This window comes from Anabaena sphaerica FACHB-251 (assembly GCF_014696825.1).
Taxonomy (GTDB): Bacteria; Cyanobacteriota; Cyanobacteriia; order Cyanobacteriales; family Nostocaceae; genus RDYJ01.
The window spans coordinates 120,913-134,680 of sequence record NZ_JACJQU010000005.1; the positions used below are offsets into that span (position 1 = coordinate 120,913).

At 38.5% G+C, this 13,768-nt stretch carries 13 protein-coding genes; 12 read left to right on the forward strand and 1 reads right to left on the reverse strand.

Translation table 11 applies throughout. The annotated features are described in order from the left end of the window. Nucleotides 1-111 precede the first annotated feature (111 nt). The 12 genes from H6G06_RS11265 (at nt 112) to H6G06_RS11320 (ending at nt 12,790) form a co-directional block, all read left to right on the forward strand. Nucleotides 112-990, forward strand: coding sequence for a hypothetical protein (locus H6G06_RS11265; RefSeq protein ID WP_190560082.1), 879 nt, complete (start codon nt 112-114; stop codon nt 988-990). 18 nt (nt 991-1,008) lie between these two features. Beyond that, on the forward strand, nt 1,009-1,998 hold the full coding sequence (locus tag H6G06_RS11270) for a transposase (RefSeq protein ID WP_190560084.1): 990 nt from the start codon (nt 1,009-1,011) through the stop codon (nt 1,996-1,998). Nucleotides 1,999-2,003: 5 nt separating this feature from the next. Continuing rightward, nucleotides 2,004-2,339: a divalent-cation tolerance protein CutA gene (gene cutA, locus H6G06_RS11275; protein ID WP_422387050.1), complete on the forward strand. Its 336-nt coding sequence runs from the start codon at nt 2,004-2,006 to the stop codon at nt 2,337-2,339. A 341-nt stretch (nt 2,340-2,680) separates the two neighbouring features. Continuing rightward, nucleotides 2,681-3,280, forward strand: coding sequence for a hypothetical protein (locus H6G06_RS11280; protein ID WP_242039663.1), 600 nt, complete (start codon nt 2,681-2,683; stop codon nt 3,278-3,280). Between the two features lie 184 nt (nt 3,281-3,464). Then, nucleotides 3,465-3,842, forward strand: coding sequence for a hypothetical protein (locus H6G06_RS11285; RefSeq protein ID WP_190560090.1), 378 nt, complete (start codon nt 3,465-3,467; stop codon nt 3,840-3,842). Next, on the forward strand, nt 3,790-6,537 hold the full coding sequence (locus H6G06_RS11290; RefSeq protein ID WP_190560092.1) for a hypothetical protein: 2,748 nt from the start codon (nt 3,790-3,792) through the stop codon (nt 6,535-6,537). The genes H6G06_RS11285 and H6G06_RS11290 overlap by 53 nt, the downstream gene beginning before the upstream one ends. A gap of 78 nt (nt 6,538-6,615) precedes the next feature. Further along, nucleotides 6,616-7,401 (forward strand): hypothetical protein, encoded by a 786-nt coding sequence (locus tag H6G06_RS11295; protein WP_190560094.1) that lies wholly within the window; start codon nt 6,616-6,618, stop codon nt 7,399-7,401. 262 nt (nt 7,402-7,663) lie between these two features. Beyond that, nucleotides 7,664-8,713 carry a hypothetical protein gene (locus H6G06_RS11300; RefSeq protein WP_190560096.1) on the forward strand — a complete coding sequence of 350 codons (1,050 nt, stop codon included), beginning with the start codon at nt 7,664-7,666 and terminating at the stop codon, nt 8,711-8,713. 154 nt (nt 8,714-8,867) lie between these two features. Beyond that, the gene (locus tag H6G06_RS11305; RefSeq protein WP_190560098.1) at nt 8,868-9,692 is read left to right on the forward strand and encodes a hypothetical protein; all 825 of its coding nucleotides are present in this window, start codon (nt 8,868-8,870) and stop codon (nt 9,690-9,692) included. A 31-nt stretch (nt 9,693-9,723) separates the two neighbouring features. After that, a complete protein-coding gene (locus H6G06_RS11310) occupies nt 9,724-10,434 on the forward strand; it encodes a hypothetical protein (protein ID WP_190560100.1) in 711 nt (236 codons plus the stop codon). A gap of 151 nt (nt 10,435-10,585) precedes the next feature. Next, complete coding sequence (locus tag H6G06_RS11315) at nt 10,586-12,166, forward strand: TrbI/VirB10 family protein (protein ID WP_190560421.1); 1,581 nt, start codon at nt 10,586-10,588, stop codon at nt 12,164-12,166. A 108-nt stretch (nt 12,167-12,274) separates the two neighbouring features. Next, complete coding sequence (locus tag H6G06_RS11320) at nt 12,275-12,790, forward strand: hypothetical protein (protein WP_190560102.1); 516 nt, start codon at nt 12,275-12,277, stop codon at nt 12,788-12,790. A 1-nt stretch (nt 12,791) separates the two neighbouring features. On the opposite strand, the gene H6G06_RS11325 is transcribed toward H6G06_RS11320, so the two are convergent. Continuing rightward, nucleotides 12,792-13,745, reverse strand: coding sequence for an ADP-ribosylglycohydrolase family protein (locus H6G06_RS11325; RefSeq protein WP_190560104.1), 954 nt, complete (start codon nt 13,743-13,745; stop codon nt 12,792-12,794). Between the last annotated feature and the right edge of the window lie 23 nt (nt 13,746-13,768).

The window sequence follows — 13,768 nt, forward strand, 5'->3', positions numbered from 1 at the left end:
TTGGCACTAATTTTACGTGTTCCTCTGAGCAATTCAGAGTGGCTCAACTACTGGGAACACAATCAATTACGTCAAGAATAGTGCTACAGTGCATTTACTTAGTGAAAACCTATGAGTAAATCATACGACGATTCTTACAAACCAAAGACCATTTTCACTACTCAAAAGATCATTTTGATTAGTCTTGGCTGGGCGCTGTTAGCCCTGTTATACTTTTTATTGTTCAGCGCCAAAATCCCTGGTCCCAATGGCCAAGAAATCCGTGAAGCTTGGTATTTGCTGGGAACCAATATCTTTGAAGCTTCAGCTTACTTGGGTGCAAGTGTTCTCTGCTGGCGAAATTGGCAGAGTACGCAAATTATCAGTAGCCGAAAGGTTTGGTTGTTTATCGGCTTAGGTATGCTGGCTTATTTTATAGGTGGGATAATTTTCGGCTATATAGAAATAGGTTTAGGGCAAGAACCGGATGTGTCTATAGCAGATGTGTTTTTTGTAATGACTTATCTCTTCCTGGGTACAGGTATGGCTCTAGCTTTGTTCTCCCGACGCATCAACTTAGAAAAATGGCAGTGGCTAATTGTGTTTGCAATTGGAGCTTTAGGAAGTTTTGTTGCTTGGTTTATTTCTCAGCAAAATCAAGGACCTTCAGCAGAACTAGCTCCTCTTTGGCAACAAATAAAAATGGTCTTAGATTGGTTTTACGTAGTTAGTGATGTACTGCTGTTAATTATAGCTACAATCATGTTGTTAGCTTTCTGGGGAGGAAAGGTTTCTCTCTCCTGGAGAATGATTGCAGCCGCAGCATTTTCGCTCTACATTGCAGATATGTGGTTTAAATATGCCACTAACTATCTTCTAGATTATCAAAGTGGAGACATACTAGAAGTATTCTGGGTGTTTAGTGGAGTGTTATTTGGTATGGGCGCTGCTCTAGAATACGAAGCATCATTGAGCCTCAAGCGGCGTACCAGTGGACGCAAACGAACTTAACAAATTTTGGTGTCTACCGTGAGAAAATTAACAGATTCAGACAAACAAGAAATTCTCAAGCTATATAGAGAGACTGCCGAAACCACCTCGACTTTGGCAGAACGCTATGGAGTGAGCAACTCAACAATTAGCCGACTGCTCAAAAGTACCTTACCGGAAGAAGATTACGAATATCTTGTTTCCTTAAAACGCGCTGCTAGAACCCCTGAAGGCAGAGCGCAGGTAAGCTACGAACAGTTACCGCTGTTGAGTCAACGACCAATAGAAACACCGCTTGCAACCAGCGATAGACCAAGCTTAGAGTTGCCAAAGGTTGAACCGCAGAAACCAGCCATCAAAGAGGTGAAAGAGGTTTTTAAGTCTGAGCAGGTTCCACCCCCAATCCCAGCGATTAGAAGGGTGAAAACGCGCTCTTCTGCCACGGAAAAACCACTGTTGCCAGTAGCTAAGGAAATAGAAATTGTCAGACACAAGCCCACAGAACTACTACCCAGCATCCCCAGAACAATCCTAGAGGATGAAACCCCAGTGGTAAACGTCATTGCGGATATGTTCGACGATGATTTACTGGACGAGTCTGATGATTTGGAAGATTTAGACGACGATTTGTATGAAGATGAGGAGGATTTTGAAGACGACGATTTTGAGGAACCTACACCCCTAGTCACAAGACTTAGATCAGGTGAAGCCGCAGTTCAAGTTTTACCCTTGTCGGTGGCACATTTGCCCAAAACTTGTTACTTGGTCATTGACCGCTCTGCGGAGTTAATTACCAGACCACTCAAGGATTTTGGCGACTTAGGACCTATTCCCACCATCGAAACCCAACAGAAAACTCTGCCGGTGTTTGATAATCACCGAGTTGCTAAACGCTTCTCTACTAAGCGCGATCGCGTGATTAAAGTCCCTGACAGTAGAATGCTGCACAAGGCTAGTACCCACCTGCAAGCCAAAGGCATCACCCGATTGTTGATTGATGGTCAGGTTTACTCACTGTCTATGGTTTAGCAATGTTGCAGCAACCAGCTGGTTATGGTGTAGTATTGGTGACAGTTGCTACTGAGGAGGAAGCCAAAACAATTGCCCAAGCTGTTGTGGAGGCTAAACTCGCGGCTGCTGTCGGTCTGTCACCCGTCTACTCTATTTACAGATGGCAAGGAGAAATTCACAAAAAGCATGAATGGCAGTTGGTGATGAAAAGTAATTTGGCGCTATTCCCTACGTTAGAAGCCAAAATTAGAGAACTCCATTCATACCAACTGCCAGAAATTATTGCTTTACCTATTGTTAACGCCAGTCCTGCCTACCAACAATGGATTGATGAGCAGCTACAAATAGAATGCTCTTAAATGTTACCAGACGGAGGATTTAAAATTTAAGGAAAACCAAGATTTGGGAAAGTTTGTTATTTTGCGTTATCGCTTAATCCGACCAGCAATTTTCTTTTACCTGTGAGAAAAATAGCTGAGATTTAACTAAATGTTAAGAATTGATTACCTAAACCTTAATACACAGTAACAAAACGAAAATATACTATATATAAAATATAAAACCCATGAATTCGCTGAAGAGACAGATAGTGGAAGGTGACAGGTGATAAGTAATATAGTGTTTCTTATATTGGTAATGAATATTACTGATATTTTTTTATAAAAAACAGGGAAATTGGTAAATGCTTAGAAATCATAGTATGAAAAGACTCGATAAAAGTTTAACTGTGAGGACAACGACAACAACGGAGAAATTACTGGAGACTGGGAAAGTATGCCAAAAACATCTAGTTGAATCTGTACCCTTTTTAATTGCTTGCGCTGTTTTTTTAAGCGTCATTAGTTTAAAAAGTCCTCTTCTACTTTTTTGTTTACTAATAGGTAGTTTAATAACTATAGTCTGCCAGCAAATTGGACATCAGGTAAATTTACCAAAAGGATGGCTAATAATATTACAAATATCGGCAGTATCTATCATCCTCAGTTTATTTTGGTTAGACTTTTTTGCCACCCCAGCATCTGCTCAATTTTTTGGTAAAGCTGAAAACTTTTTCAAAAGTACCTTGACACAAGGTACAGATAGCAGTAGTAATCCCCAAACAGCAGTAAGTTTGATATTCAACGTTTTGCGAGCAATTTATTTACTTTATATTGCTGTTTCTCTGATTGGTGTAATTAATGCCGTTCGCAAAGATGAAGATTGGCAAAGTATCGCTAGAGTTCCTTTGATAGTGGTTGTTGCTGTCACTGTTGCAGATGTCCTCACAGGCTTTGTAATTGGTGATAGTAGTAGTAGTTAATTGTAAGAATTCAGGAGTCAGGAGTTCAGGAGGAAAGATGAAGGAAGAAGAAGGAAGAAGAAGATAATTTTCCGCCCTGCCCCTCTGCCCCCCTGCTCCCCTGCTCCCCTGCTCCCCTGCCCCTCTGCCCCCCTGCTCCCCTGCTCCCCTGCCCCCCTGCTCCCTCTCACCTATCACCTATTTTATGCCTGAAGAACGAGATCAAGAATTTCGTCCAGTTAATCAAATCTTAGGTTCACAACCATCATTAGGACCAATTCCCGCTGATCAAATTTTTCCTTGGTTAGTAATTGTTCTAGTTTCCTACTTTGTGATTAATGGCGTTTTTGGAGGGCTATTTGCAAATGATTTCCAACGATGGTTGTGGACAGCATTAATGACAGGTTGGGGAATAGCAACTTGGTGGATTTTAAGTGGTGGTAGGAGTTGGCGTTTTTTAAGCAAGTTTATTGGTGTTCCCACTTGGACAAGAGGCTTTGCTCGTTATCAAAGCGTGCTAGAAATTAACCATGAAACAAAAAATCGGAAAACAAAGCATCAGCGTCGGCGGACAAGAAAGTAGACTAACACCATTTGAAGATGCTTTACATTTGGCGACAATGCTCCGTATTAAGCTAAATTCAAGAGATATTGGTGCTTATGTTCTCAATAAAGAAAATCAAAAAGATCGGTTTTGTTTTGTTTTCGGGTTTGAATGTCGAGGCATTCATACCACTTTAAGGTCGGAACAAATAGAGACTATTTTTAATAATATTGAATCTGGTTTAAAAGATATTCCCGAAGGTGAAAAAATGACCTTACATATAGGGTCTTTTAGTTCAGATAAACAACGCCAACAAGAACTAGCAGAGTTGGTAAAGCGGACACCATCGCGGGATCTTAAATATTTATTGACAGCAGAAAGGGCAAGAATTCAAGAACTGAGTAATTCTGGTATTCGCAAGCCAAAATTTCTCAGAATATATGTTACTTATACAATTGAACCTAATGCTAATCAAGCTGATGATTGGATTGAGAAACTTTTAGCTAAAACTGAAGTTTGGTGGTTAAAATTCAAAGGGGAATTGGGAGAAGTTCAAAACCAACGCATTGAAACTCTGATCATCAAAGCTTACCAACAAGGTTTTTCTCGATGGGAACAATTGTTATCTAACAAAATGGGGTTAGATGTTAAACCTCTGAATGCGGAAGAACTTTGGGAAGAAGTCTGGAGAAGATTTAATGATACTCCACCGATAGAAATTCCCCAATTACTTTATTTAGATGAAAATGGACTGCATGAAGAAGTTAATTCAGATTTAGCTAGTAGCAAATTGTTGATAGAAAATATCCATAGTACAACCTTGTTAATGGAATCTAGTGTACCCCGTGCTGATCGTCGTTGGGTAAATGTAAAAAATCGCTATATTGGGGCGATGACATTTCTGGAAAAACCGGGAGGTTGGCCGAATAAATTTTCTCAGTTGAGTTATTTGTGGGATTTATTAGCTAGAGAAACGGTTGTAGATACAGAAATTTTCTGTCAGTTAACTGCTGCTAATCCTGCATTAGTAAAAACTACTTTACAACGAGTTTTAAAGCAGTCGAATATGACCGCTATGATGGCACAGGAAAAAAGTAAAACTATTGATGTTAATGCTCAATTAAAGTTAAAGAAATCGGTAGCGGCTCAAGAACAATTATATGAAGGTGCAGTTCCGATATATACGAGTGTAGTTATTTTTGTCCATCGTCCGACTGTAGAAAAATTAGACGAAGCTACCAGATATATTGAAAACTGTTTTCAACGTCCCGCCCAGGTAATTAGAGAAGTAGAATATGCCTGGAAAATTTGGTTACAATCTCTACCAATAGTTTGGGAAGGTTTGTTAGTTAAGCCTTTTAACCGCAGACAATTATATTTAACAAGTGAAGTGCCAGGATTAATGCCTTTAATTTTAACTAAAGCTGGAGATAAACACGGCTTTGAATTAATTGCGGAGGAAGGAGGAACACCAATACATTTAGATTTGTTTAATCAACATAAAAATTTAGCTTTATTTGCTACTACTCGTGCGGGTAAATCGGTTTTGGTATCGGGAATTTTAACTCAAGCTTTAGCTCATGGAATTCCTGTAATTGCATTGGACTTTCCTAAACCTGATGGAACATCTACCTTTACTGACTATACAGAGTTTATGGAGGGGAATGGGGCTTATTTTGATATTTCCAAACAATCAAATAATTTGTTTGAACAGCCTGATTTAAGGTCACTTTCACCAGAAGAACAACGCGATCGCCTTCTCGATTATACTGGATTCTTAGAATCAGCCTTGATGACTATGGTTTTAGGCTCATCTACTGAAAATCAACTATTAACTCAAACTGTGCGTTCCTTGCTCAATTTAGCCTTAACAGCGTTCTTTGCTGATGCAGCTATTAAGGAGCGATATCAACAAGCAATATCTAACGGTTTTGGTAGTGCAGCTTGGCAAAAAACCCCTACATTACAAGACTTTCTCTATTTTTGTTCTCCAGAACATCTGCAATTAGATTCTATTAGTGGCAGAGTAGATGATGCACTCAGTCAAATCCAATTACGTTTGCGTTTTTGGCTTTCTAGTCGTGTGGGAAAATCAATTTCTGCACCATCTAGCTTTCCCACCGATGCCCAACTTTTAGTTTTTGCGCTGCGAAATCTATCAGATAATGAAGATGCAGCCGTTTTATCTTTAAGTGCTTATTCCGCAGCTTTGCGACGAGCTTTAAGCAGTCCAGCTTCGATATTTTTCATTGATGAAGCCCCAATTTTATTTGAGTTTGATCAAATATCAGATTTAGTGGGGAGAATTTGCGCTAACGGTGCAAAAGCTGGAATTCGAGTTATTTTATCAGCACAAGATCCCGATACAATTGCTAAATCTAAAGCTGCATCGAAGATTTTACAAAATTTGTCAACTAGATTAATAGGTCGTATTCAACCAGTAGCGGTAGATAGTTTTATCAGTATTTTAAAATATCCCCGCGATGTTATTTCTCGGAATGCGACGGAAAGCTTCTTTCCTCGGAAAGAAGGTATTTATAGTCAATGGTTGTTAGATGATAATGGGATTTATACATTCTGCCGTTATTATCCAGGTTATGAACAGTTGGCGGCGGTTGCGAATAATCCTAATGAACAAACTGCTCGTCAGGAAGCGATGTTACTTTATCGGGATAAGTATGAAGCGATTTCTGTTTTTGCTCGGCAGTTAGTGGCTTCTTTGCGTGGTGGTTAAGAGATGAATTAGGCTCACGCAGAGGCGCAGAGGCGCAGAGAGATACATGAGATATTTTTATATATTAAAGGGGATTTTATGCGGAAGGTTGTTTTTTTTAGTTTGGGGTTTTTGTTGTTTTTGGTTTTACCAGCGATGGGAGAATTAGGTAAGGTTTGGAGTGAGTTTCAATTGTATTCTGTGGATATGCAAAATTATTTTAGAAATAATGTGAGTGAAACTTTAAGACCTTTGGAAATTAGTAGTCAAAATTATTTGAATGGTTCTACAGGACAGTTGAATTTACCTAATCCGATTGAAGTGGGGAGACAAGCACGTCAGGATTTATTTTTTTACCCAATCACAGATAAGTTTGAAAATAATCCGGTTGTCAAAGCGAATGCGATTAGTAATGAAATGAATCGTTTGATTATTCGTGGTTCGGTGGAAGGTGTGATGGGTAGGGATGGACAAGGAAGATTGAAAAATAAGTTGGAAGAGACTGAAAATATCATTACAACTATTGTAGAAACTGTCAATAATGCAGAACAAAGTAATCAAAATTTACTCAGTGATATTATTGCGAAACTTCCGGCTATTAATAATATCAGTCAACAAATATCAGCCCAATCTAATGCTAATCAAATTAATTTGCAATTACAATCTCTGAAGGTACAAAGTGAGCAATCAAAAATTATTGGAGAAACGCTGGCTCAAACTATGCAAACTAATCAATCTTTGCAATATTCTAATTTGAATTTAGCAAGTATTTCTCAGCAAATGGAAGAAATGAATCGTGCGCGTCGAGTTGATTCAGCAACTGAAGCTGCAAGACTGATGCGGACGACTTCGCAAATAGATTTGTTTGGGAGAGAGGAAAATTAATATTATTTTATTTCGCGCAAAGAGGCAAAGGAGCAAAGGAAGACTCAAAATGCAGTTTTATATTTTTATCTCGTTCCTAGTCTCAGACTGGGAATGTGATCAAAGAGGCTCTGCCTCTGCTTTAATAGAAGGCAGAGCCTTCTAAAATTCATTCCCATACAGAGTATGGGAACGAGAAAAAACCTCTCTATTTCTCCTCTCTCTGTGTACTCTGTGCCTCTGTGGTTGTTAAATAATTCTTATAAAATTCCGTGAACCCAAAATGCAGTTTTATATTTTGCAAATCTTTCCTGAAATTGGTATTAATGAAACTCTTGATAGTGGTGTTGAAACTGCCAGAAGTATGGCGGAAAGTTGGGATAATCAATGGCTAGAGTTATTACAAAATAGTTCTAGTAATAATTTATATGGTGCTATTACCAATTTGGGTGTGTTTTTTGCTGTCGGAACTTTACTATTTTTTATGATGCAATGGTTAAAAGATGTTATTTATAGTGAGTATTCTCGCCCTATATCGGGTTTGATTTGGCCTTTTATAGTGGTAATGTTATTAAGTAATACGGGAAATGGTAGTATACTTGCTAGTTTGACTTTGGGGGTAAGAAGTTTTATTAATACTGTCAATCAGCAAGTCGTAACTACAGCAGATGCTAATCAAACTTATCAACAAGCTTTAAATATGAGTTTGGCTGAAGAAGTGGCTGGTTCTTTAATTCGTCCTTGTCAATCTTTAACTGGTGAACAACAAAATCAATGTTTTGCTAAAGCTAGTGATCAAATAGATGGACTGTGGCGGGAATATAGAAATTTGTACGGGGATAAAGTTTGGATTCAAAGATTAGAAAATCAGGTACTTTCTTTAAAGTTTGGGACAACAAATTTATCAGACACTAGTTTTAATTCTTTGTTGGGAAATACGACACAAACTAGCATCAAAAACTTTTTAATTTCTTTGCAATATGCTTTTCAAAATCTTCTAGAAGCTACTATGTTACTAATTGCAACTTTGGGTCCGATAGCTGTGGGTGCGTCTTTGTTACCTGTGGCTGGAAAACCGATTTTTGCATGGCTGACTGGGTTTTTAGCTGCGGGTATTGCCAAGATATCATTTAATATTATTGCTGCTGTCACTTCTGCTGTAGTTATTAATGGACCCGCTGAAAATCCTAATGCAAATCCTGATTTAATGTGGTTCATTATTTTTCTGGGAATTTTAGCCCCGGTTTTATCTTTGGTGGTGGCTGGTGCGGGGGGATTTGCTGTTTTTAGTGCTATTAATAATACAGATGGTTTGGTAAAAAGTAGAATATAAATCAAGACATTTCAGTTAATAATTTTTCCTTTTCTTTTCTTTTCTCTGTGTTCTCTGCGTCCTCTGCGGTTCGTTTTCCAAAAAATTAGGCTTAACTGAAACGTATTGAGATAGAAATCTGAATAATATTATTAAATAGGATGGATATACAAAAATGACAAATTTACTTAACAATAAAAAACCCAAAAGCAATATTTTAAATACTTTCGCGATCGCTACTTTTAGTTTACATTTATTGGTATTATTTTTATTCATCTTGCAAGGGTTGAATATTCGCCAACTCAGTCTGCGAAAACCGCCTAGTTTTGTGCAAATGATAGATGGTAAAACCCCAACTGCAACTGATGATTTAGCTAGAGATCCTGAAGCAATTCGCCAATTTATTAGTAAAACCATGACATCCATGTTTAACTGGTCAGGAACTTTACCAGTAAACAATGTTGAAGCAGCCGTAAAACCGCAACCAGACCCAGGAATTACGTTGAGAACATCACAAGGTGGAAATCAAAAAGTGACTACGAGTAGTTGGGTAGCTAGTTTTGCGATATCAGAAGATTTTCGGAAAGGTTTTTTAAGTGCGATCGCTCAAATGACACCAGCAGAAGTTTTCTCTAACAACCCTACTCAAGCAATGTCAGCAGAGTTAATTATTAAGCGAATTTATCCCCCAGAACAAATAGAACCTGGAAAGTGGAGAGTGGGAATGGTAGCAGATTTGATTCAAAAAAAACGCGCTGATGATAGAAGAACAATAACGCCTTTTAATAAAGATTTATTAGTTCGTGCAGTAGATTATTATCCCCATCCTCTACCTGAGATTAGCACCGATATTCAAAAAGCAATTTATAGCAATCGCGCTCAAAAATTAGAAATTTATGAAATTCGGACTTTATGCTTAATAGATAACTATAGTAACCTCAGCAATGATAAATCTAACCCCTGCGGAAACATAAGAACCTCTGATAGCTTTCTCAGATAAATTTTAATTACAATTATCAATTACCTTAATTATGCAACTCGTAAAATCAGAAACTAAAAAAAGTAGCATATTACCACTTTTAGCAGTAGGAACATTTGGCTTACATTTATTTACCTTGCTATTACTTTTGTTTCACGGTTCTATCTTACAGGATTTAAAAAGGCAATTAACACCCCAAAGTTTAGTACAACTTGTTGATGGTCGCGCTATCACTGTAGATCCAAAAACCAGTTATGAACGACATCCAGAAACAATTCGCCGCTTTGTTGGTGAAACCATGAGCCTTATGCTTACCTGGTCACGACAACAACCACAAATGACAGTATGGGAAATTAGTTCTCAACTCTTAGCCCCTAATTTAAAACCGAAATTTCAATCAGAACTTACTGACTTAAATGCAACTAATCAATTTGCCAATATAAATCAAGGTAATGAATATATATTAGTAATAGAAAAAATTTCTCAGCCTAAAGAAATAGCTAATGGTAAATGGGAAATAGAGATGCTTGCCAATCAATTAAATTTTAGCGGTTATAATAATCTGGGAACATCAATTCCGTTTAATAAAAAAATCTTAGTCAGAACCATTGATAAATCAAGAACTTTTCTGCCAACCAAACCACTACCGTGGCATTTAGCAGCTTACCGTCTGGGAGAAGCTAGACTAGAGATTTACGATATATGCGACATCAAAGATAACAAATGTTCTGGAAAATCCGTATTAGACATCTCCGGTAATTAAATGTGCGTGGTTTGAAATCCTTGTAGAGACGTTCCGAACGTCTCTACCATATTTCCGGAGAGGTCTATTAGGTGACAGGTGACAGGTGACAGGTGACAGAGGTGAAACTCTTCCTCAACAAATAAATCCACAAATCAAACCCGATTACTATATGACTTCTTATTCAATTGACTTAGAACTTTCTCAACCACCTCACATCGAACCCAATTCTGAAAACTATCAATTAGAAGTAGATTCTTCCGATTGGGAATCTCAAATGGCCAAATTGGTGGGTTTTGAAGAAGAATCGCCAAGGGTCAATATTGATGCATTAGAAGCAGACATAGAAAGCTTGCAGCCGTCCCAGTTTCAAGCACAAGAAGTTTCAACTGAACAACCTCTCTCGGCTAATCCCTTTGCTAAGTTAGCTTTGGTAGGTAGTGGGACTTTTGCTGTAGTTTTGGTGGCTGGTGTGTTTTTAACACAGATTATGAGTACCGGCAATCAAAAGCCAAAAAATAATCTTGTTTCTTCAACAGCTTCATTACCCCCAAAAATTGAACTCCGCGAGCAAAATTTAGAACAAGAAATAGAGACTCTAAAAACAAAATTAGCTCTTGCTGAACAAGTACAAGCTGTCACAGCAGCACAACAAAATCTAAGAACTAGAGTAACCACACGATTGGAAACTCCACGGGTTAACAACAGAATCACAACTCCTGTACAAACTGCTACTGCACCTCGCGTAGTCACTGTAGAACGCATCATTGCAAAACCCTATTCTCCTCAACCAGTTTTACCACCAGTTGCTGTTGTCCCGACTGTTGTCCCGACTGTTACCCCAACAATCACTCCAACTGTTGCACCACCATCTCCACCTGACCCCCTGGAAGAATGGACAAAGTTAGCAAAATTAGGTAGTTATGGTCAGGTTGAAACCACTGGTAAATCTAGTGTGAATATGGCTAAATTGCCACCTGTGAATAATACTAATATCCCCAAACAACCAACTAATTCTAACCCAGAACCACCACCATCACAGCCAGATATCCGAGTCAGTCAAGCACAACCACAAAACTCGAAATCAGTAGTTAAAGCAGGAACTAGTACCAAAGCTGTATTGCTGACAGCAGTATTTGGGGAAACTACCAGACCAAGGAGTAATGACAGGAATAATCAAAAAGATGAAAATGCTGAAGTATTTGTGGTGCAGTTGAAAGAACCATTAAAAACTGTGGATGGTGCGATCGCCTTACCAGCAAATACTGAATTATTAGCTCAAATTCGTTCTATTTCTGAGCGAGGATTATTACAGTTGGATCTCATCAAAGTGATTTCCCAAGATAACGGCCAACTGCAAGAAAGAAGCTTACCCAACAATGCAATTACAGTTCGCGCTACCCAAGGTAGACCATTAGTAGCAAATAAATTTCCTAACAATGGATCATCCATAGCTGGAATGGATGCCGGACTATTTGTTTTGGGAGGTGTGAGTAAAGCCGCAGAGTTATTAAATCGTATTGACACCCAAGTTACAACCAATTCCGGTAGCACTGTTGTTACCAACTCTAACGGCCAGCGTAATCTAGCGGCTGGAATTGTAGAAGGTGGTTTAAAGTCTATAGTTCCACAAATTTCCCAACGCAATCAACAAGCAATTTCCCAAATGATGCAACAACAAACTAATAATGTTTGGTTAATACCAGCTGGACAAGAAGTGGAAATATATGTCAATCGTACAATGCAGTTTTAGTTGTTTGCAGTCATGAAAGATATTAACTTAAAGTCATTTGGATTCATAGTTCCTATACACAAAAAGAGATTCCCAATCCCAAATCTAAAATCCAAAATCCAAAATCCCATGGCTTCCCTGATTTTCTCAGTGGCTATGTTATTGTTGGCTGGTCGTGCTGTAGCTAATAATGCTGTTCTCCGTTCCATGTTTTCCTGTCAAGCACAGGGTTTATCAGGAGTTGTACCAAATATCGATGTTTCCTATCAACAAGGTACAAATTTAAGCTTTATTCCTGCTGGGGAAACTATTAAAAAAGTTTGGTTAAATGATCCGTCACAGGTAACTATGGATTTTGATGGACCCATGTGTATGCAGTTCGGACAAGAACCCAAGTTGAGCGCGGGGGATTGTAAAAATTCAGCAGCTAACGTCATTCAACTGCGGCGCATCGAAAGGCTGAAAATTCCAGGTTTACCCAAAATGGACAACACACTATTAACAGTAATTACAGAAGGGCAAGGCAAAAAAAAGCTTTATACTTTTAGAATCTTCTATAAAGATACTGCTCCGGGATATCACACTTTAGCTATTTACCCAGATTCATCTTCTAATCAGACTAATTGTGCCAGAGGAGCATATTAAATTATGCCATACTCATTGCCTGAGCCAAACGATTAGCTAAATCTATGATGTCTTGTTTACGGGCAATTTGTTCTAGCCATTCTGAGGGAATATTTTCTAAGCCGTAATAAATTCCTGCTAAACCACCAGTTACCACCGCAGTAGTATCCGTATCTCCGCCTAAATTAACGGCTGTAAGCACAGCTTGGGCGTAGGACGAGCTATTTAATAAACACCATAAAGAGGCTTCTAAGGTATCAATGACATAGCCACCAGAATTAATCTCTTCGATGGGTATGTGGGCAATTTTTCCACTGAAAACTCTATCAAAATGGGGTTTTTCTAAGGCATATTCACTATTAAAATGATTAAAATAAATTGCTTGAATCTTGTCTAACCCTTGTAAATAAGCTGCATGAGGTTTTAACCCTGCTAGTAGTTCCACAGCAATACTAATATAAATGCCACAAGCCATTTGCGATCGCAAATGACCATGAGTAATGCAAGAAACTTGATGAACTCGTTCTATTAATTCCCTAAAACTCAAGGTTTGATAAAAATAGGCCATTGGCAAAATTCGCATCAAAGAACCATTACCATTGCTGCTTTCGCTAGTACCACCTGCTTTTAGTGGCAAAGCTCCATGATGCCAATCCATAATAGCTTGTCTTGTCGTGCCACCAATATCAAAAACTCGATTGTGAGCGCCCCAGTAACCTTCGCCATACCAACGGTAAAAGGAATTAGCTATAGCATCGAGGGAAAAACCATGACACAAAGATTCTGCTAAACACAAGGTAAGTGAACTGTCATCAGACCAAGTTCCTGGTGGTTGATTCCACGTACCATAACCCAACATAGATGTAATTGGAGATTTCTGACGTTCAGCACGGCTAGTAAATTCTACTGGTACACCGAGAGCATCACCAACACAGACACCCATTAAGCCCGATAATACTTTTACGGTTGCTATCATAGTTAAATCTTACTCAGGGACGA